This is a genomic window from Pseudomonas sp. MTM4, assembly GCF_019355055.1.
Taxonomy (GTDB): Bacteria; Pseudomonadota; Gammaproteobacteria; order Pseudomonadales; family Pseudomonadaceae; genus Stutzerimonas.
Genome location: NZ_CP048411.1, coordinates 2,152,832 through 2,170,047, shown reverse-complemented (window position 1 = coordinate 2,170,047; position 17,216 = coordinate 2,152,832). Strand labels below are relative to the sequence as shown.

Annotated in this window: 20 protein-coding genes; 18 read left to right on the top strand and 2 right to left on the bottom strand. The window is 63.9% G+C overall.

Features of this window, described 5'->3' with window-relative positions; genetic code table 11:
• Positions 1–57: 57 nt before the first annotated feature.
• Positions 58–852, bottom strand: coding sequence for a thioredoxin family protein (locus GYM54_RS09925; RefSeq protein WP_197445871.1), 795 nt, complete (start codon positions 850–852; stop codon positions 58–60).
• 182 nt (positions 853–1,034) lie between these two features.
• Between GYM54_RS09925 and GYM54_RS09920 the strand changes: the two genes are divergently transcribed.
• The 18 genes from GYM54_RS09920 (at position 1,035) to GYM54_RS09835 (ending at position 16,687) form a co-directional block, all read left to right on the top strand.
• On the top strand, positions 1,035–1,922 hold the full coding sequence (locus GYM54_RS09920; protein ID WP_197445870.1) for an RluA family pseudouridine synthase: 888 nt from the start codon (positions 1,035–1,037) through the stop codon (positions 1,920–1,922).
• Between the two features lie 123 nt (positions 1,923–2,045).
• On the top strand, positions 2,046–2,828 hold the full coding sequence (locus GYM54_RS09915; RefSeq protein WP_197445869.1) for a DNA-formamidopyrimidine glycosylase family protein: 783 nt from the start codon (positions 2,046–2,048) through the stop codon (positions 2,826–2,828).
• A gap of 63 nt (positions 2,829–2,891) precedes the next feature.
• On the top strand, positions 2,892–4,175 hold the full coding sequence (locus GYM54_RS09910; protein WP_197445868.1) for a sodium:proton antiporter: 1,284 nt from the start codon (positions 2,892–2,894) through the stop codon (positions 4,173–4,175).
• A 23-nt stretch (positions 4,176–4,198) separates the two neighbouring features.
• Positions 4,199–4,609, top strand: a complete 411-nt coding sequence (locus GYM54_RS09905) for a DUF192 domain-containing protein (protein ID WP_197445879.1) — start codon at positions 4,199–4,201, stop codon at positions 4,607–4,609.
• 205 nt (positions 4,610–4,814) lie between these two features.
• Complete coding sequence (gene phnC / locus GYM54_RS09900; protein ID WP_197445867.1) at positions 4,815–5,660, top strand: phosphonate ABC transporter ATP-binding protein; 846 nt, start codon at positions 4,815–4,817, stop codon at positions 5,658–5,660.
• A gap of 64 nt (positions 5,661–5,724) precedes the next feature.
• Complete coding sequence (gene phnD, locus GYM54_RS09895) at positions 5,725–6,735, top strand: phosphonate ABC transporter substrate-binding protein (protein ID WP_197445866.1); 1,011 nt, start codon at positions 5,725–5,727, stop codon at positions 6,733–6,735.
• A gap of 51 nt (positions 6,736–6,786) precedes the next feature.
• On the top strand, positions 6,787–7,581 hold the full coding sequence (gene phnE, locus GYM54_RS09890; protein WP_197445865.1) for a phosphonate ABC transporter, permease protein PhnE: 795 nt from the start codon (positions 6,787–6,789) through the stop codon (positions 7,579–7,581).
• A 35-nt stretch (positions 7,582–7,616) separates the two neighbouring features.
• Positions 7,617–8,321 carry a phosphonate metabolism transcriptional regulator PhnF gene (phnF, locus tag GYM54_RS09885; RefSeq protein WP_131650911.1) on the top strand — a complete coding sequence of 235 codons (705 nt, stop codon included), beginning with the start codon at positions 7,617–7,619 and terminating at the stop codon, positions 8,319–8,321.
• Complete coding sequence (gene phnG / locus GYM54_RS09880) at positions 8,321–8,773, top strand: phosphonate C-P lyase system protein PhnG (protein WP_131650910.1); 453 nt, start codon at positions 8,321–8,323, stop codon at positions 8,771–8,773. The genes phnF and phnG overlap by 1 nt, the downstream gene beginning before the upstream one ends.
• Entirely contained in the window at positions 8,773–9,372 is a 600-nt protein-coding gene (gene phnH, locus GYM54_RS09875; RefSeq protein ID WP_197445864.1) for a phosphonate C-P lyase system protein PhnH, read from the top strand. The genes phnG and phnH overlap by 1 nt, the downstream gene beginning before the upstream one ends.
• Positions 9,372–10,484 carry a carbon-phosphorus lyase complex subunit PhnI gene (locus tag GYM54_RS09870; protein WP_197445863.1) on the top strand — a complete coding sequence of 371 codons (1,113 nt, stop codon included), beginning with the start codon at positions 9,372–9,374 and terminating at the stop codon, positions 10,482–10,484. Before phnH ends, GYM54_RS09870 begins: the two co-directional genes overlap by 1 nt.
• 2 nt (positions 10,485–10,486) lie before the next feature.
• Positions 10,487–11,362: an alpha-D-ribose 1-methylphosphonate 5-phosphate C-P-lyase PhnJ gene (locus tag GYM54_RS09865; protein ID WP_197445878.1), complete on the top strand. Its 876-nt coding sequence runs from the start codon at positions 10,487–10,489 to the stop codon at positions 11,360–11,362.
• On the top strand, positions 11,359–12,171 hold the full coding sequence (gene phnK / locus GYM54_RS09860) for a phosphonate C-P lyase system protein PhnK (protein ID WP_131650907.1): 813 nt from the start codon (positions 11,359–11,361) through the stop codon (positions 12,169–12,171). The genes GYM54_RS09865 and phnK overlap by 4 nt, the downstream gene beginning before the upstream one ends.
• 67 nt (positions 12,172–12,238) lie before the next feature.
• Entirely contained in the window at positions 12,239–12,940 is a 702-nt protein-coding gene (gene phnL, locus GYM54_RS09855) for a phosphonate C-P lyase system protein PhnL (protein WP_197445862.1), read from the top strand.
• Positions 12,930–14,075 (top strand): alpha-D-ribose 1-methylphosphonate 5-triphosphate diphosphatase, encoded by a 1,146-nt coding sequence (locus tag GYM54_RS09850; RefSeq protein ID WP_197445861.1) that lies wholly within the window; start codon positions 12,930–12,932, stop codon positions 14,073–14,075. Before phnL ends, GYM54_RS09850 begins: the two co-directional genes overlap by 11 nt.
• Before the next feature lie 11 nt (positions 14,076–14,086).
• Positions 14,087–14,644 (top strand): phosphonate metabolism protein/1,5-bisphosphokinase (PRPP-forming) PhnN, encoded by a 558-nt coding sequence (gene phnN, locus GYM54_RS09845; protein WP_197445860.1) that lies wholly within the window; start codon positions 14,087–14,089, stop codon positions 14,642–14,644.
• A complete protein-coding gene (gene phnP / locus GYM54_RS09840; protein WP_197445859.1) occupies positions 14,635–15,381 on the top strand; it encodes a phosphonate metabolism protein PhnP in 747 nt (248 codons plus the stop codon). Before phnN ends, phnP begins: the two co-directional genes overlap by 10 nt.
• Positions 15,382–15,433: 52 nt before the next feature.
• Positions 15,434–16,687, top strand: a complete 1,254-nt coding sequence (locus tag GYM54_RS09835) for a nitrate/nitrite transporter (RefSeq protein WP_197445858.1) — start codon at positions 15,434–15,436, stop codon at positions 16,685–16,687.
• A 7-nt stretch (positions 16,688–16,694) separates the two neighbouring features.
• Here the strand turns inward: GYM54_RS09835 and GYM54_RS09830 are convergent, their stop codons facing one another.
• Positions 16,695–17,162, bottom strand: a complete 468-nt coding sequence (locus GYM54_RS09830) for an Lrp/AsnC family transcriptional regulator (protein WP_045430192.1) — start codon at positions 17,160–17,162, stop codon at positions 16,695–16,697.
• Positions 17,163–17,216: the final 54 nt, after the last annotated feature.

Sequence of the window (17,216 nt, the reverse complement as noted above, 5' to 3'; positions counted from 1 at the left end):
TCTCTGTGAGATTGAAGCGGAGCACCGTCCGGCCCGGTCCACGATGCTTCCACTGGCTCACTGAGGGTCTACCTGATGGCAACAGCCGGCAGAGGCGGTGGCATCACCTGGTCGGGCTCGTCCGGTGATATCGACGGTGTCGCCGCTGCCGTAGCGATCATGATGGCGAACCCAATCGGTCAGATTGTGTTGCGGCCCGTTCTCGCTGCGGCCATTGGGTGTCATGTCGAGTAGCACATAGCTACCCAGCAACTCCTCCGCACCGCGCCCGTAAGCCGAAAAGGTATGGAAGATGCGCCCATCCTCGTCGCGATAGAACACACTGAAACCCGACAGCTCCTCACAGACGAACGGCTCCCATCTGTAGTTGTAAAAGACCTTGCCGTCGACGATGTCCTCGGGATCGAACGAGACGTGGAAGTCGCGATTGAAATCGCTGCCGGCAGACGATACCCAACGGATCGGCCAGCCCATCCGTTGGCGGAACGCGTCGAGCGTGGCAAAAGGCGCCCGCGACACAGCGACGACGCTGACATCGTGGTTGGCCAGGTGCACCAGCGTGCCCTGCAGGTGATCCATCTCGAACGAGCAACCCACACAGCCTTCCTGCCAGTCGGGGCCGAACATGAAGTGCTTGATGATCAGTTGGCTGCGACCCTCGAATAGTTCGTCCAAACCTACCGGGCCGCTTGCGTCCTGAAACGCGTAGTGCTTGTCCACCAGCGCCCAGGGCAATTCGCGACGGGCGGCGGCGAGCGCCTCGCGTTGATGAGTGACCTGCTTTTCCTTGAGCAGATGCGCGGTATGGGCGGCCAGCCACTGCTGGCGGGAAACGATCGGATGGTTGTGCATCGTGGGCCTCCGGTTGCGGGACGAGTGAACTGGCCATCGATGATTTCGATGCGCTCTCGAATGGTCGACTGGTAGCGATACAAATCGACAGCTGTGGCTAATCAAGTTGGTCGGACATCGATGTCGGAGCGCTCGCGGCGGTCGGGTATCATCGTTGGCCTTTTCCGCTCGTACGCACCGTCATGTCCGCTATTGCCCTTAAAGCCCGCAGCACCCTTCATCTGCCCCAAGGTGATTGGGCCACCGTGCTCGACTGCTTGTGCGCGCATTTCCCGGCGATCGATCGTGACATCTGGTCAGATCGCTTCGCCAGAGGGCGTGTGCTGGGCGCGGATGGACAACCATTGGCGGTGACGCATCCCTATCGAGCCGGGCTAAAGATTCATTACTTTCGCGAAGTGCCGAATGAAAAGCCGATCCCCTTCGAGGAGCAGGTGCTGCATCTTGACGAGCACTTGCTGGTGGCCGACAAACCGCACTTCCTGCCGGTGATGCCGGCCGGCGAATATGTCAACGAAACGCTGCTGGCGCGCCTGAGCAAGCGCGTGGGTAATCCCGATCTGGTGCCTATCCACCGCATCGACCGGCTGACCGCCGGGCTGGTGCTGTTCTCCACCAATCCGGAAAGCCGTGGCCGCTACCAGGCGTTGTTTCGCGAGCGGAAGATAGACAAGCGTTACGAAGCGATCTGCCCGGCGCTGCCCGATCTGAATTTCCCGCGTCAGGAGCGGCTGCACATGGTCGATGGCGAGCCGTTCTTCTTGATGAAAAAGGGCGCCGGAGAGCCCAACAGCGAGACGCGTATCGAGGTGCTCGAGCGGCGTGGCGAACTCTGGCGCTACGCGTTGTATCCGGTCACCGGACGCAAGCATCAGCTGCGCCTGCAAATGGCGACGCTGGGCGCCGGTATTTGCAACGATCCCTTCTATCCTGAGCTGATCGAGCGTGGGCGCCGAGATCAAGACGACTATTCCAAGCCGCTCAAACTGCTGGCGCGCGGGTTGGAATTTCGCGATCCGCTGACTGGCGAGCCGCGCCGGTTCGAAAGCCGTCTGCAGCTGGATTGGTGACGCCGCTGGACCCCGTGCGCCTTTATATAGAGCGAGCTTGCTCGCGAAGCCCCGATGACCGGCCGCACCTTCGCGACTGATCCAAGTCGATATCCATAACGCCCCTGCCGAAGCGATATCGCCATGCCCGAAGGTCCATCGATCGTCATTCTTCGCGAACAGGCCGACGTGTTCACCGGCCAGGTCATCGAACGTGCCGAGGGCAATTCCAAGCTCGATAAGGTGCGGCTGGTCGGCCAAACGGTGCGATCGTTTCGCAGCTGGGGCAAGCACTTTCTGATCGAGCTGGACGACGTTTCTCTGCGCATCCATTTGCTGTTGTTCGGCAGTTATCGAATCAACGAGCGCAAGGAATCCGCGCCGCGCCTGAGTCTGGGGTTCGCCAACGGCGAGCTGAATTTCTACGGATGCTCGGTGCAGCCCATCGAAGGCCTGTTGGACGACGCCTACGACTGGAGTGCAGATGTCATGAGCGACGCCTGGGATGGACGCGCGGCCCTGAAGAAGTTGCGTGGGCGGCCCCAACTACTGGCTTGCGATGCGCTGTTGGATCAAACGCTGTTCTCGGGCTCGGGCAACATCATCAAAAACGAAGTGCTTTTTCGCACCCGCATTCATCCGCTGTCGCTGATCGGCGATCTGCCGGCGGCGAAGCTGCGAGAACTGGCGCGAGAGGTTCGGACTTACAGCTTCGAATTTCTCCAGTGGAAGCGCGAGGGCACGCTCAAAGCGCACTGGCTAGCACATACGAAAACGACCTGTCCGCGCTGCAAAATCCCTTTCGTCAAAGCCAAGGAGCTGGGGCGAAGCAAGCGCCGCGCCTTCTATTGTGAGCGTTGTCAGAAGCGCTACGGGACCGACGCTGGCACTCAGCAAGCCGAGCAGCCGATTGTCGAAATCGACTGACGCCCGCGTAACTGCCCGGCGAATCGCTAAGATGGCCCGCTACGAACTGGCTGGAGTTTTCCGATGCTCGACCTAGCGGCGGCGTTCATTGCGCTGACGACCTTCTTTACTTACGTCAATTACCGCTTCATCAAGCTGCCGCCAACCATCGGGGTGATGCTGACAGCGCTAGTCCTGTCGCTTATCGCGCTGGGTTTCTCGGCGTTGGGCTATCCGGTGCTTGAAACCGAAATGCAGCAGATCGTCAAGCAGATCGATTTCTCCGCCGTACTGATGACCTGGTTTCTGCCGGCACTGCTGTTCGCCGGCGCCTTGCACGTCAACCTCGACGACCTGCGCAGCTACAAATGGCCCATTGGCATCCTGGCCACCGGTGGCGTGCTGTTTTCCACCCTGGTGGTGGGTTGGCTCGCGTTCAATATTTTCGGGCTGTTCGGCTGGCACATCGAGTTCATCTATTGCCTGCTGTTCGGTGCGCTTATCTCCCCGACCGATCCGATCGCGGCGATGGGCATCCTCAAGACTAGCGGCGCGCCGAAACCGCTACAGACCACCATAGTTGGCGAATCGCTGTTCAATGACGGCACCGCGGTGGTGCTGTTCAGCATTCTGCTGGGCGTGTTGAGCCTTGGCCAGGAACCGAGCCTTGCCGACTTCGGCCTGCTCTTCGCCAAGGAGGCGGTCGGCGGCATCGTGCTGGGGGTCGTGCTGGGCTTCGGTGTGTTCTATCTGCTGAGCAAGGTCGATGAGCATCAGCCATCCGTGATGCTGACCCTGGCGCTGGTGTTCGGCGGCTCGGCGCTGGCGACTCATCTGCACGTTTCGGCGCCTATCGTCATGGCGGTGGCCGGCCTGATCATTGGTAATCAGGGCCGCAAGAAGGCGATGAGCGACAGCACGCGGCGTTACGTTGATGGTTTCTGGGAACTGATCGACGAAATCCTCAATGCGTTGCTGTTCGCGCTTATCGGTCTCGAACTGCTGATCCTGCCGTTTGGCTGGCTGCACGCGGTGGCGGCGATGCTGCTGGGCGGCGCGGTGCTGCTATCGCGCGTGCTTACCGTGGCACCGATGATCGTCACGCTGCGTAAAATTTACGGCATCACGGATCGGCAGATCACCCGCGGCACCATCCGCATCCTGTCCTGGGGCGGCCTGCGTGGTGGCGTCTCGGTGGCGCTCGCGCTGTCGTTGCCGCTGGGAGAGGAACGGGATCTGTTGCTGAGCCTCACCTATATCGTCGTACTGGTCTCGATTCTTTTGCAGGGCCTGACGGTCGGGCCGCTGGTGCGTTCGCTGCATGGCTCGCAGCCAGCTGCGACGGACCCGCACGGAGCGGCTCATTGATGAACCTGCCTGGAGCCATTCATATGCGTGCCGCCTTGCTGTCGTTGATGCTGCTGCCCTCGTTTGCCAGCGCCGAACCTCTACTCGATCTGCGTGTGGGCGATGCACGGCTTCAGGCCGAATACGCCCGTTCAGCAGCCGAGCGCGAACGCGGTCTGATGGAGCGCACCGAGCTGGCGGCAAACCGCGGCATGCTGTTTCGCTTCGACGACTTTCGCCGTCACTGCCTGTGGATGAAGAACACGCCGCTGCCGCTGACGGCTGCCTTTATGGATGAGCAGGGGCGCATCGTCGATGTGATCGATCTGGAGCCGTTGAGCACAGCGATCCGCTGCTCGCGCGAGCCGGCGCGTTATGCGCTTGAGGTCAATCAGGGTTGGTTTAGTCAGCACCGGGCTGGTATCGGCGATCAGGTGAATGGCATCCCGAAATAGGCGGCGAACGGCCAGTCGACGCCGCGCCGCGGGCTAGACGGCGTGCTTCGGCAGGCGAGTTCCGAAGCCCGTCTCGCCTGTTTAGACAAGTCATCAAACCGTCATAGACCGTTCACCGAAGCGACATTAGCCGGCCCTAAGGTCATGCCTCATCAGACGGCGGCCAACAAGGGGCTGCCGTCGTTCTCGATGAGGGAGACGGTCCATGAGTGCAGTTATCCGTGTCGACAGTCTGAACAAGACTTTCGCAGGCAAGCGTGCCCTGCATGATCTGGCGCTGTCCGTGCAGCCGGGCGAGATGGTGGCGCTGATCGGCGCGTCCGGTTCCGGCAAGTCCACACTGCTGCGGCACATCGCCGGCCTGGCCTGCTGTGATCGCAGTGGTGGCAACATCCAGGTGCTCGGTCGTGAAGTGCAGTCGGCGGGACGCCTGAACGCCGACGTGAGGCGGTTGCGCGCGGACATCGGCTACATCTTCCAACAGTTCAACTTGGTCAGCCGCCTCAGCGTGCTGGACAACGTGCTGCTGGGCTTTCTTGGCCGCATGCCGCGCTGGCGCGGCTCTCTGGGCATGTTCACCGCCGAGCAGAAGCAGCAGGCGCTGGCGGCGCTGGAGCGTGTGGGGCTAGCACATCGTGCCGAGCAGCGCGCTTCCACACTCTCTGGCGGTCAGCAGCAGCGGGTCGCCATCGCCCGGGCGCTGACTCAGCAGGCCGAGGTGATCCTGGCGGACGAGCCGATCGCCTCGCTCGACCCTGAATCCGCTCGCAAGGTCATGGACATCCTGGCTGACATCAACCGACGCGACGGCAAAACCGTGGTGGTGACCTTGCATCAAGTTGATTACGCGCTGCGTTACTGCCGCCGAGCGGTGGCACTCAAGGATGGCCGCATCCATTACGACGGCGCTTGTGCCGACCTCGATGGCCGCTTTCTCAACGATCTCTACGGCGCTGATCTAGACGCCAATCTTCTGTTTTCCGATCAGGCCCGCTCGCCTGCCGCAGCGGCGCCTGCACAGCTCCGCACGCTGAGCCTGGCCAAGGCCTGAGCACCACTTCCCTTGATCCCACGTCATGCCAACCAAAGCGTCTATCTCTGACAGGAGCTTTTCCATGTTCAATCGTATTGGCCGCGTCCTTGCCGCCTCTGCCTTGCTGACCGGCTCGCTGCTGGGCGGCGCCCACGCGGATGATGGCAAGGAACTGAACTTCGGCATCATTTCCACCGAGTCGTCGCAGAATCTGCGAGCTGTCTGGGACCCGTTCCTCGCCGCCATGAGCGAGCGCACCGGGATGAAGATCAACGCGTTCTTCGCACCGGATTACGCCGGCATCATCCAGGGCATGCGCTTCGATAAGGTCGATCTGGCCTGGTACGGCAACAAGTCCGCAATGGAAGCCGTGGACCGCGCCGGCGGCGAGATCTTCGCTCAAACCGTCGCCTCCAATGGCGCTCAGGGCTATTACAGCCTGCTGGTAGCGCACAAGGGCAGCCCCATCGACTCCGTCGACGACATGCTCAAGGACGCCGCCAACCTGACCTTCGCCAACGGCGATCCGAACTCCACCTCGGGCTATCTGGTGCCGGGCTATTACGTCTTTGCCAAGAACAAGGTGGACGCCAACAAGATCTTCAAGCGCTCGCTCAACGGCAGCCACGAAGTGAACGCCCTGTCGGTGGCCAACAAGCAGGTCGACGTTGGCACCTTCAACAACGAAGGCATGGAGCGCCTGGAATTGACCGCGCCGGAGAAGGCCGCTCAGCTCAAGGTCATCTGGACCTCGCCGTTGATCCCTGCCGATCCCATGGTCTGGCGCAAGAATCTGCCGGAAGCGACCAAGGCCGGCATCCGCGAATTCTTCATGACCTACGGTGACAAGCCCGGCGAGAAGGACGTGTTGGCTGACCTGCAGTGGGGCAAGTTCCGCGCCTCCGATGACGATCAGCTGCTACCGATTCGCCAGTTGGAGCTGTTCAAGCAGCGCAGCGAAGTTGCCAACAACAGCAAGCTCGACGAAAGCGACAAGCAGGCTCAACTAAAGGAGCTGGACGCCCAGCTTGCGGCGCTTGAGCAGCGCATGGCTGAGATCGAGCAGAAAACCGCAGCCGCCACGGCGGGCTGATCCGCTGGCCGCCGCGTGAACGGCGGCCGACTTCTGTTTGCCGGAGCAACCATGACTTCTCTTACCGCACATACCGCCGTTGCTGCACCGCAGAAACGCTCGTGGTTCAAGCTGATTGGCTGGGGGCTGTTCCTGGCAGTGCTGGGCTGGTCCTGGCAAGGCGCCGAAATGAATCCGCTGGCGCTGATCCGCGACGGCGGCAATATGGCGACCTTCGCCGCTGACTTCTTTCCGCCGGACTTCAGCAACTGGGAGCTGTACCTGACGGAGATGATCGTCACCGTGCAGATCGCCCTCTGGGGCACGGTGCTGGCGATCCTCTGCGCGATCCCGCTGGGCATTCTCTGCGCCGAGAACATCGTGCCCTGGTGGGTCTATCAGCCGGTCCGGCGCGTGATGGACGCCTGCCGTTCGATCAATGAAATGGTCTTCGCCATGCTCTTCGTCGTCGCGGTTGGTCTCGGGCCGTTCGCTGGTGTGCTGGCGCTGTTCGTCGGCACCACCGGCGTGCTCGCCAAGCTCTTTGCCGAAGCGGTGGAGGCCATCGAGCCGGGCCCGGTAGAGGGTGTGCGGGCCACTGGCGCCAGCGCCCTGCAGGAAGTCATCTTCGGCGTCATTCCGCAGGTGCTGCCGCTGTGGATTTCCTACGCGCTGTATCGCTTCGAATCCAACGTGCGCTCGGCAACAGTGGTGGGGATGGTCGGTGCCGGCGGCATCGGGGTGATCCTCTGGGAAGCCATTCGCGGCTTCCAGTTCGGCCAGACCTGCGCCTTGCTGATCGTCATCGTGGCGGTGGTGAGCGTGATCGACATCGTTTCCCAGCGCTTGCGCAAATTGTTCATCTGACCGGAGAGGGACGCCGCGCGCGTCTTTTTTTAGCCATGCACATGTCTAGACAACCGCAGCCGCGATACCTGCAACTGGCCGCCCAGCTGCGCGATGAATTGCGTCATCTGCAGCCGGGCGACCAGCTGCCCGGCGAGGTTCAGCTGGCGACACGTTTCGCGGTGAATCGACACACGCTGCGCCGCGCCATCGACGAACTGGTCAGCGAGGGCCGGGTGCTGCGCCAGCAGGGCAGAAGCACACGGGTACTGGAGCGGCCGTTGATCTACCCGCTGGCGGCGGGCAGCGCTTACAGCGAGTCGTTGTCGGCGCAGGGGCTCGGCGTCCAGGCTCGCCTGCTGCAGCGCCAACTGCGTCCGGCCACCGTCGAAGAAACCGAACACCTCAAGTTGGACGAAGGCGCGTCGCTGCTGGAGCTGCACACCCTGCGTCTGCTCGACGAGCAGCCGGTGAGTCTGATTCGCCACCGTTTCTGTGCCAGCCGCCAGTCGCTACTGGCCGAATACAACGGCGGCTCGCTGCGCCATTACTTGGCCGAGCGCGAACTGCCGCTGAGCCGCGCCTTTAGCTTGATTGGCGCACGGCTGCCCACGCCCAATGAGGCCGACCAATTGCTGATGCCGCGCCATGCGCCGCTGCTGACCGTACTCACCCTTTCCCATGACCTGGCCGGGCGGCCGGTGGAGCTGTCGTTATCGACCAGCCGAGCCGACCGCTTCCAGTACCAGGTCGCTACCTGATGGAGACGCGCATGACCCCAGAAATAGCCACTCGCCAGCGCTGGATGGGCGTGCTTGCCCGTGCCGGTGATGAGCTGACGCGCTACGAGGCTGCACTCAAGGACATCGAGTACCAAATGGTGCGGGCGCCGGAGATCGGCATGACCCTGGTCCGCGGTCGCATGGGCGGCACTGGCGCCGCGTTCAACCTGGGCGAGATGAGTGTGACCCGCTGCGTCGTGCGTCTGGGCGACGGCCGCACCGGTTACAGCTACGTGGCCGGGCGCGACAAGCGTCACGCCGAACTGGCCGCGCTGGCCGACGCGCATTTGCAGGGGCGCGATCAGGCGCGCTGGCAGCAGCAACTGATCGCACCGCTGGCGGCTGCACAGGCAACCCGCCGCGCCGCGCAGGACGCCGAGACGGCCAGCAGCAAAGTGGAATTCTTCACCCTGGTGAGAGGAGAGGACTGATGAGCGCAAACCTGTTGCACGCGGCACTCGATGATCAGGTGCTGGACAGCCAGCGTATTTTCCGCGCCGCGCTCAAGGCCCTCGCCGAGCCCGGCCTGGCGCAGCCGCTGATTGCTGTTCCGGCCCTCGATCCGCTGGCGTCGGCGACTTACGCCTTGTGCCTGAGCCTGCTCGATGGCGAGACGCGGTTGTGGCTGGCGCCCGCCTTCGATACGCCGACGGTGCGCACCAACCTGGCATTTCATTGTGGGTGCCCGATCGTTGCTGAGCGCGAAACGGCCGAGTTCGCATTGCTCGACGCGCAGGCGCTGGATGACCTGTCCGGTTTCTGCACGGGTAGCGAACGTTTCCCCGACCAGTCCTGCACGCTGCTGGTCCAGCTCGATGGCCTCGACAGTGGCTCGACGTTGAGCTGGAGCGGCCCCGGCATTCTCGGCCAGCGCGAGGTGAGCCTGCCGGTGCCGGCCGCGTTCTGGCAGCAGCGCGCCGCCCGCAATGATTTCCCCCGCGGGCTGGACCTGTTCTTCGCCGCCGACCAGACCGTGCTCGGCTTGCCCCGCAGCACCCGCATCGCGCCATCGATAGAGGAGGTCGCCTGATGTATGTAGCCGTCAAAGGTGGCGAACAGGCCATCGACAATGCTCACCGCCTGCTGGCGAAAAAGCGCCGCGGCGACACCGCCTTGCCCGAATTGAGCGTCAACCAGATTCGCCAGCAACTGCCCTTGGCGGTGGCGCGGGTCATGGCCGAAGGCTCGCTGTTCGATGAGGAACTGGCTGCGCTGGCGATCAAACAGGCGGCTGGCGATCTGCTCGAAGCGATCTTCCTGCTGCGCGCCTATCGCACCACGCTGCCGCGCTTTGGCAACAGCGTGCCGCTGGAAACCGCTGAGATGCGCCCGAACCGCCGCATCTCGGCGACCTTCAAGGATCTGCCGGGTGGCCAGCTGCTCGGCCCGACCTTCGACTACAGCCATCGTCTGCTCGACTTCAGCCTACTGGCCGAAGGCGAACATCCCGGCCCGGAGAGCGACCCGCAAGCGACGCTGGCAGCCTGCCCGCGAGTGCTCGACCTGCTCGCCAAGGAAGGCTTGATGAAACCCGAGCGCGGCGGCGATCAGGCCGTGCCGGATATCACCCGCGAGCCTCTGGAATTCCCCAGCGATCGCGCCCAACGGCTGCAAGCGCTGGCCCGAGGCGATGAGGGCTTTCTGCTGGCGCTGGGCTATTCGACTCAGCGCGGCTATGGCCGTAATCATCCCTTCGCCGGTGAAATCCGTATCGGTCAGGTTGAGGTCTGGATGGAGCCGCCGGAGCTGGGCTTCGCCGTACCGCTGGGGGACATCGAAGTGACCGAGTGCGAGATGGTCAACCAGTTCGTCGGCGGGCAGGGCGTCAACCCGCAGTTCACCCGCGGCTACGGGCTGGCCTTCGGTTACGCCGAACGCAAGGCGATGGGCATGGCCCTGGTCGACCGCGCGCTGCGTGGCGCCGAGTACGGCGAGACGGTGCAGGGCCCGGCGCAGCAGGAAGAGTTCGTCCTGATGCACTGCGACAACGTCGAGGCCGGTGGCTTCGTTTCGCACCTCAAGCTGCCCCATTACGTCGACTTCCAGTCCGAACTGGAGCTGATTCGCAAGCTGCGCCGTGCACCGGTCGAGGAGACCGTTACGGCCCAGCCCGAAGCCAACGCCGAGGAGCGCCGCGCATGAACATGACTGTCACTGAACGTCAGCCCGGCGCGACGGAACAGGGCTACAACTTCGCCTATCTCGACGAACAGACCAAACGCATGATCCGCCGTGGCCTGCTCAAGGCCGTGGCGATTCCGGGTTACCAAGTGCCCTTCGGTGGTCGCGAAATGCCGCTGCCCTACGGCTGGGGTACCGGCGGCATGCAGCTGACTGCCGCCATCCTCGGCGCCGAGGACGTGCTCAAGGTGATCGACCAAGGCGCCGACGACACCACGAACGCGGTGTCGATCCGCCGCTTCTTTGCACGCACGGCGGGCGTCGCCACCACCACCCGCACGCCGGAAGCAACGCTGATTCAGACCCGCCACCGAATCCCGGAAACGCCGCTGCGCAACGACCAGATCATGGTCTTCCAGGTGCCAATCCCGGAGCCGCTGCGCTTCATCGAACCCTCGGAAAGCGAGACGCGGACCATGCACGCCCTGGAGGACTACGGGGTCATGCACGTCAAGCTCTACGAGGACATCGCCACCTTCGGCCATATCGCCACCAGCTACGCCTATCCGGTGACGGTGGACGGTCGCTACGTGATGGATCCCTCGCCGATTCCCAAATTCGACAATCCGAAACTGGACATGAGCCCGGCGCTGATGCTGTTCGGTGCCGGCCGCGAGAAGCGCCTTTATGCGCTGCCGCCGTACACCGACGTGCGCAGCCTGGATTTCGAGGATCACCCCTTCGCGATCCAGGCGTGGGATCACTGTTGCGCTTTCTGCGGCAGCGACAGCTCCTACCTCGACGAGCTCATCGTCGACGACGCCGGCACCAAGCGCTTCGTCTGCTCCGATACCGACTACTGCACGCAACGCCGCGACGCCCAGGAGGCCGCCGAATGAACGCCGCGCTCGATCTGCAACAACCTGCCAGCCGCCTCGACCAGCCATTGCTGTCGGTACGCGGGCTGACTCGCCTGTATGGGCCGGACACCGGCTGCCAGGGCGTCGACTTCGATCTCTATCCCGGTGAGGTACTGGGGATCGTCGGTGAGTCCGGCTCCGGCAAATCCACGCTGCTCAGCCTGCTGTCCGGGCGCTGCCCGCCAGACCGGGGTTCGGTGAGCTACCGCGGCCGGGATGGCGCTTGGCTCGACCTCTACGCCGCCAGCGAGGCGGAGCGTCGCAGCCTGTTGCGCACCGAATGGGGCTTCGTCGAGCAGAATCCGCGCGATGGCCTGCGCATGGGCGTTTCGGCCGGCGCCAACATTGGCGAGCGTCTGATGGCCCAGGGGCAGCGCCACTACGGTCAGTTGCGCCAGGCCGGGCTGGACTGGCTGAGCCAGGTGGAGATCGACCCGGCGCGCATCGATGACCTGCCGCGCACCTTCTCAGGCGGCATGCAGCAGCGCCTGCAGATCGCCCGCAACCTGGTTTCCGGACCGCGTCTGGTGTTCATGGACGAACCCACCGGCGGTCTCGATGTTTCGGTGCAGGCGCGTCTGCTCGACCTGTTGCGCGGGCTGGTGCATGAGCTGGACCTGGCGGTGGTGATCGTCACCCACGACCTCGCCGTGGCGCGGCTGCTGGCCGATCGGTTGATGGTCATGCGCCGTTCACGGGTGGTGGAAACCGGCCTCACTGACCAGATTCTCGACGACCCGCAGCACCCTTATTCGCAGCTGCTGGTGTCTTCGGTGTTGCAGCCATGAGTGGGGTTGATCGGCTATCGCAGACCATCTCGCCGCTATCTATTCAGTCCATTCTCGGTGATCGCTCATGAACAACCCGATTGAGGTCAGGGACCTGCGCAAGTCCTTCACCCTTCACCAGCAGCACGGCGTAACGCTCGACGTGTTGCATGAGGTGAGCTTTACCGTGGCCCCTGGAGAGTGCCTGGTGCTCCACGGACGCTCCGGTGCCGGCAAATCCACCCTGTTGCGCTGCCTGTACGGCAACTACTTGGCCACCGGCAGCATCCGCCTGCGCCATCGCAGCGAACCACTGGAGCTGGTCGGTGCCGAGCCCCGACAGATGCTGTCGGTACGCCGAGAAAGCCTCGGCTATGTCAGCCAGTTTCTGCGGGTGATTCCACGGGTGCCTTGCCTTGAAGTGGTGATGGCACCGGCGCTGGCGCGAGGCTGGAGCCGGCAGGAAGCTCAGGCCCGAGCGGAAAGCCTGCTGACCCGGCTGAACATCCCCAAGCGGCTCTGGCAATTGGCACCCGGCACCTTTTCCGGTGGTGAGCAGCAGCGTGTGAACCTGGCGCGCGGCTTCATGGTGCAGTGGCCGGTGCTGTTGCTGGACGAACCAACCGCCTCGCTCGACGAGGTCAACTGCCGGGTGGTGCTGGAGTTGATCGCCGAAGCCAAGGCCGCCGGGGCCGCGCTGATCGGCATCTTCCATGACCGTGCCATACGCGAGGCGGTCGCCGACCGCTACCTGGACATGACTGCCGAGGAGCATCGCCATGCCTGCTGAACTGATACTGAGCAACGCGCGGATCGTCATGGCCGACCGGGTGATCGACGGCACGCTGGTGATCCGTGACGGCCTGATCGCGGATGTGAGCGAGGGCCGCAGCCAGCTGCCACAGGCTCAGGACCTGAACGGTGACTACCTGATGCCAGGGCTGGTCGAGCTGCACACCGACAATCTGGAAAAGCACATGACGCCGCGTCCCGGGGTCGACTGGCCTTCGGCCTCGGCGGTGCTGACCCACGATGCGCAGATTGTTGCCGCCGGGATCACCAGCGTGTTCGATGCGTTGTCCATCGGCGACATCAACCCGCGCGGCAAGCGCATGCAGCAGTTGCCGGCGATGCTCGATGCTATCGCCGAGGCGGAGGCCGCCGGCGACACCCGCGCCGACCATCGTCTGCACCTGCGCTGCGAGGTATGCCATCCGGATGCATTGCCGGTGTTTCGCGATCTGGTGGAGCACCCGCTGGTGCAATTGGTGTCGGTCATGGACCACTCGCCCGGCCAGCGCCAGTTCGCCCAGACGGAGAAGTACCGCGAGTACTACATGGGCAAGTACCACCTCAACGAGGCGGAGATGGATGCGTTCAGCGACCAGCAAACCGCCAACTCCAGGCAGTACAGCGATCAGCAGCGCCGCGCCATCGTCGAGATATGTCAGGCCCGCGGTTTGGCCCTGGCCAGCCACGATGACGCGACGCTGGCCCACGTAACGGAGTCGGCCGGCTTCGGCATGGCCATTGCTGAATTCCCCACCACCTTCGAAGCGGCCGAGGCCAGCCATGTGCATGGGCTCAAGGTGCTGATGGGCGCGCCGAACATCGTTCGTGGCGGCTCGCATTCGGGCAATATTGCCGCGGCTGATCTGGCGCGGCGCGGCGTGCTGGATATCCTTTCCAGCGATTACTATCCGGCCAGCCTGCTGCAAGCTGCGTTTATGCTCTCGGCGCTGGGCAACGACTATGACTTGCCGAAGGCCATCGCCGCGGTCAGCCTGGCGCCGGCTCAGGCAGCGGGCCTGGACGACCGTGGCGAAATCCGCGTCGGTCTGCGTGCGGATCTGCTGCAGGCGAGCGACAGGCATGGCCAGCCGGTGGTCCGACAGGTATGGCGGCAAGGCAGAAGGGTCTTTTAATGAAGGGACGGATGACGGGACGACTGATCTATCTGATGGGGCCTTCCGGCTCAGGCAAGGACAGCCTGTTACAAGCGGCCAGCGAGCCGCTGCAGGCGCGTGGGTGCCGGATCGCCCGGCGCGTCATCACCCGATCCGCCGAGGCGGTGGGGGAGGATGCCCTGGCGGTGAGCGAGGCGGAGTTCGAGCAGTTGCGAGCGACCGGCGCCTTCGCCCTGCACTGGCGGGCCAATGGCTTGCACTACGGCATTTCCCGGGAGATCGACGATTGGCTGTCGGCGGGACAGGATGTTCTGGTCAATGGCTCACGCGCCTATCTGGCCGAGGCGCGCCGGCGTTATCCGCAACTGCAGGCGGTCCTGCTCACGGTGTCGCTGCCGGTGCTGCGTCAGCGGTTGCTGGCACGGGGGCGTGAATCGCTCGAGGAAATAGACGCACGGCTGGCCCGCAACGACCAGTTTCAGACAGCGGGGCAGGGCGAGGCGCTGGTATTGGACAACTCCGGGCCGCTGGAAGAAACCATGCAGCGCCTGCTGCAGCTGATCGAACGGGGTCGCGCATGCGCCTGATCATTCTCGGCAGCGGCAACGCCCGTCAGGTACCGGTATACAACTGCGATTGCGTCGCCTGTTGCCGGGCTCGCGCCGATTTGACCTGGCGTCGCGGACCCTGCTGCGCATTGATCGAATGCGGCTCGCAGCGCTGGCTGGTCGACAGCGGCCTCACCGATCTGACCGAGCGTTTCGCGCCGGGCAGCCTCAGCGGCATTCTGCAAACCCATTACCACGCCGATCACGCCCAGGGCCTGTTGCACCTGCGCTGGGGGCTCGGGCTGCGGATTCCAGTGCATGGCCCGCAGGACCCCGAGGGGCTGGCCGATCTCTACAAGCATCCCGGTATTCTGGATTTTTCCCAGCCGTTCGCCGCGCTGGAGCGACGTGAGCTGGGTGAGCTGAGCGTCACTGCGTTGCCGCTCAATCATTCGAAGCCGACCCTGGGCTATCTGTTCGAGGGCATGGGGCGGCGCATCGCCTATCTCACCGACACCCTTGGCGTGCCCGACGTCAGCCTAACTGTGCTGCGCCAGCGCCCACTCGACCTGCTGGTGCTGGACTGTTCGAGCCCGCCGCAAGAGGCGCCGCAGAACCATAACGATCTGACCCGTGCGCTGGCGGTGATCGCCGAGCTGCAACCGGACCAGGCCGTGCTAACCCATATCGGCCACAATTTGGACGCCTGGTTGCTGGATCATCCCGACGCGCTGCCAGCTGGAGTCAGCCTGGCCGCCGACGGCCAATCTCTCTGAACACGCTGGCCCCGCTTCCTGCAGAGAGCGTCGCCATCAAGATGGATGCCGTATGAATTCGATCGATGCCTCACCGCTGCCGGCCTCCCAGCCGAGCCAAGCCGCGCGCCGCCTCACTCTGGTGATGTGCATCGCAGAAACCCTGGGCATGGCAGGCTTCGCGCTGTTCGCCGCGCTGCTGCCCGAGTTTCAGTCACTCTGGGACCTGGACAACACCGAAGCGGGCTGGATCGGTGGTGGCTTCTTTCTTGGCTACATGCTCGCGGTGCCGGTCCTGACTGGGCTGACCGATCGTCACGACGCGCGGCTGATCTACCTTTGGGCCATGCTGCTGACGGCGTTCGCCAGCGCAGGCTTCGTGCTGGCCGATGACTTCTGGTCGGCGCTGCTCTGGCGCGTATTGGCAGGGGTCGGCCTGGCCGGCACCTACATGCCGGGACTCAAGGCCCTGTCCGAACGGATTGAGGGGCCGGCGCAATCGCGCGCCATCGCCTTCTACACGGCAAGCTTCGGCCTCGGCACGGCGCTGTCTTTCCTGCTTGCCGGTGAGCTCGCCGCGCTCGGCGGCTGGCAGTTGCCGGCGCTGCTCAGCGGGGGCTGCGCGCTGTTTGCCTGGGTGATGGTTTGGCGCGGCCTGCCGCCCAAGCCGGTTACCGCGCACGAGCCGCGGCGCCTGCTGGACCTGGCGCCGTTGACCAGCCGTCCCGTCATCGCCTATTGCCTGGCCTATGCTATGCACAACCTAGAGCTGTTCGCCTTCCGCGCCTGGCTGGTGGCCTTCATCGTGTTTGCCGGCGATTGGCAGGGCCAGTCGCCCTGGCTGAGCGGAACCTGGGTGGCGATGATCGCAACGCTGATCGGCATGCCAGCGAGCATCATCGGCAACGAAATGGCGATCCGCTTTGGCCGGCAGCGCTGGCTGGTCGCAGTAATGCTGATTTCGGCGGTGCTCGCCTGCCTGCTCGGGCTCGGCGCGGCGCTACCGTTCTGGGCGCTGCTGGTGCTCATCGTGTGCTACAGCGTCACGGTGACGGCCGACTCGGCGGCATTGACTGCCGGGCTGGTGGCGGTGGCGCCGACCAGTCACCGCGGAGCTGTCATGGCGCTGTATTCCTGCACCGGCTTTACCGGCGCGTTTCTCGGGCCGCTGCTGTTCGGCATGGTGCTCGATGCGTTGGGCGACGAACAGTTGGTGGGCTGGTGGGCGGCGTTCGCGCTGATGGGCCTATTGCTTGTGATTGGGCCGCTGGCGCTGCGCTGGGCGAGTCGCCGTTCCGAGCCACAGCCCGAGCTGCAACAGGCCTGATCTTGCATTAATCCAACGGCAACTCCGTCGTCCGCTTCACTTCACTCATGGCGATATGACTGTGGGCCTCCTGCACATGGGGGCGCTGCAAGAGCTGATCGCGCAAAAAGCGCTCGTAGCTGTCGATGTCCTTGGCCACGACCTTGAGCAGATAGTCCGATTCACCGGCCATGGTGTGGCATTCCAGCACTTCGGGGTAACCGACCACCGCCCGTTCGAATTCGTCGAGGTTGCTGCGGCCGTGGGCAGAGAGCTTGATGTTGACGAACACCGTCATATTCAACCCGAGCTTCTTGGGGTTGAGCAGAGCGACCTTGCGTTCGATCAGCCCCTCTTCCTGCATCCGATGGATGCGTCGCCAGCAGGGCGATTGCGATAGCTCGACCTTTTCCGCGACCTCGGCGGCGGAGAGGTCGGCGTTGTGTTGCAGCAGCAGCAGAATCTTGCGGTCGATGCTGCTCAGCGGGGTCTGCATGGTTGTTCCTGTTTTGTTGTTGTTAGTGGATGGATCATGCACGCGAAGGCGCTT

What these genes read in the sequence shown, in the direction of transcription:
- GYM54_RS09925 (WP_197445871.1), bottom strand. Translation starts at nt 852, where the DNA reads ATGCACAACCATCCGATCGTTTCCCGCCAGCAGTGGCTGGCCGCCCAT.
- GYM54_RS09920 (WP_197445870.1), top strand. Translation starts at nt 1,035, where the DNA reads ATGTCCGCTATTGCCCTTAAAGCCCGCAGCACCCTTCATCTGCCCCAA.
- GYM54_RS09915 (WP_197445869.1), top strand. Translation starts at nt 2,046, where the DNA reads ATGCCCGAAGGTCCATCGATCGTCATTCTTCGCGAACAGGCCGACGTG.
- GYM54_RS09910 (WP_197445868.1), top strand. Translation starts at nt 2,892, where the DNA reads ATGCTCGACCTAGCGGCGGCGTTCATTGCGCTGACGACCTTCTTTACT.
- GYM54_RS09905 (WP_197445879.1), top strand. Translation starts at nt 4,199, where the DNA reads ATGCGTGCCGCCTTGCTGTCGTTGATGCTGCTGCCCTCGTTTGCCAGC.
- phnC (WP_197445867.1), top strand. Translation starts at nt 4,815, where the DNA reads ATGAGTGCAGTTATCCGTGTCGACAGTCTGAACAAGACTTTCGCAGGC.
- phnD (WP_197445866.1), top strand. Translation starts at nt 5,725, where the DNA reads ATGTTCAATCGTATTGGCCGCGTCCTTGCCGCCTCTGCCTTGCTGACC.
- phnE (WP_197445865.1), top strand. Translation starts at nt 6,787, where the DNA reads ATGACTTCTCTTACCGCACATACCGCCGTTGCTGCACCGCAGAAACGC.
- phnF (WP_131650911.1), top strand. Translation starts at nt 7,617, where the DNA reads ATGCACATGTCTAGACAACCGCAGCCGCGATACCTGCAACTGGCCGCC.
- phnG (WP_131650910.1), top strand. Translation starts at nt 8,321, where the DNA reads ATGGAGACGCGCATGACCCCAGAAATAGCCACTCGCCAGCGCTGGATG.
- phnH (WP_197445864.1), top strand. Translation starts at nt 8,773, where the DNA reads ATGAGCGCAAACCTGTTGCACGCGGCACTCGATGATCAGGTGCTGGAC.
- GYM54_RS09870 (WP_197445863.1), top strand. Translation starts at nt 9,372, where the DNA reads ATGTATGTAGCCGTCAAAGGTGGCGAACAGGCCATCGACAATGCTCAC.
- GYM54_RS09865 (WP_197445878.1), top strand. Translation starts at nt 10,487, where the DNA reads ATGACTGTCACTGAACGTCAGCCCGGCGCGACGGAACAGGGCTACAAC.
- phnK (WP_131650907.1), top strand. Translation starts at nt 11,359, where the DNA reads ATGAACGCCGCGCTCGATCTGCAACAACCTGCCAGCCGCCTCGACCAG.
- phnL (WP_197445862.1), top strand. Translation starts at nt 12,239, where the DNA reads ATGAACAACCCGATTGAGGTCAGGGACCTGCGCAAGTCCTTCACCCTT.
- GYM54_RS09850 (WP_197445861.1), top strand. Translation starts at nt 12,930, where the DNA reads ATGCCTGCTGAACTGATACTGAGCAACGCGCGGATCGTCATGGCCGAC.
- phnN (WP_197445860.1), top strand. Translation starts at nt 14,087, where the DNA reads ATGACGGGACGACTGATCTATCTGATGGGGCCTTCCGGCTCAGGCAAG.
- phnP (WP_197445859.1), top strand. Translation starts at nt 14,635, where the DNA reads ATGCGCCTGATCATTCTCGGCAGCGGCAACGCCCGTCAGGTACCGGTA.
- GYM54_RS09835 (WP_197445858.1), top strand. Translation starts at nt 15,434, where the DNA reads ATGAATTCGATCGATGCCTCACCGCTGCCGGCCTCCCAGCCGAGCCAA.
- GYM54_RS09830 (WP_045430192.1), bottom strand. Translation starts at nt 17,162, where the DNA reads ATGCAGACCCCGCTGAGCAGCATCGACCGCAAGATTCTGCTGCTGCTG.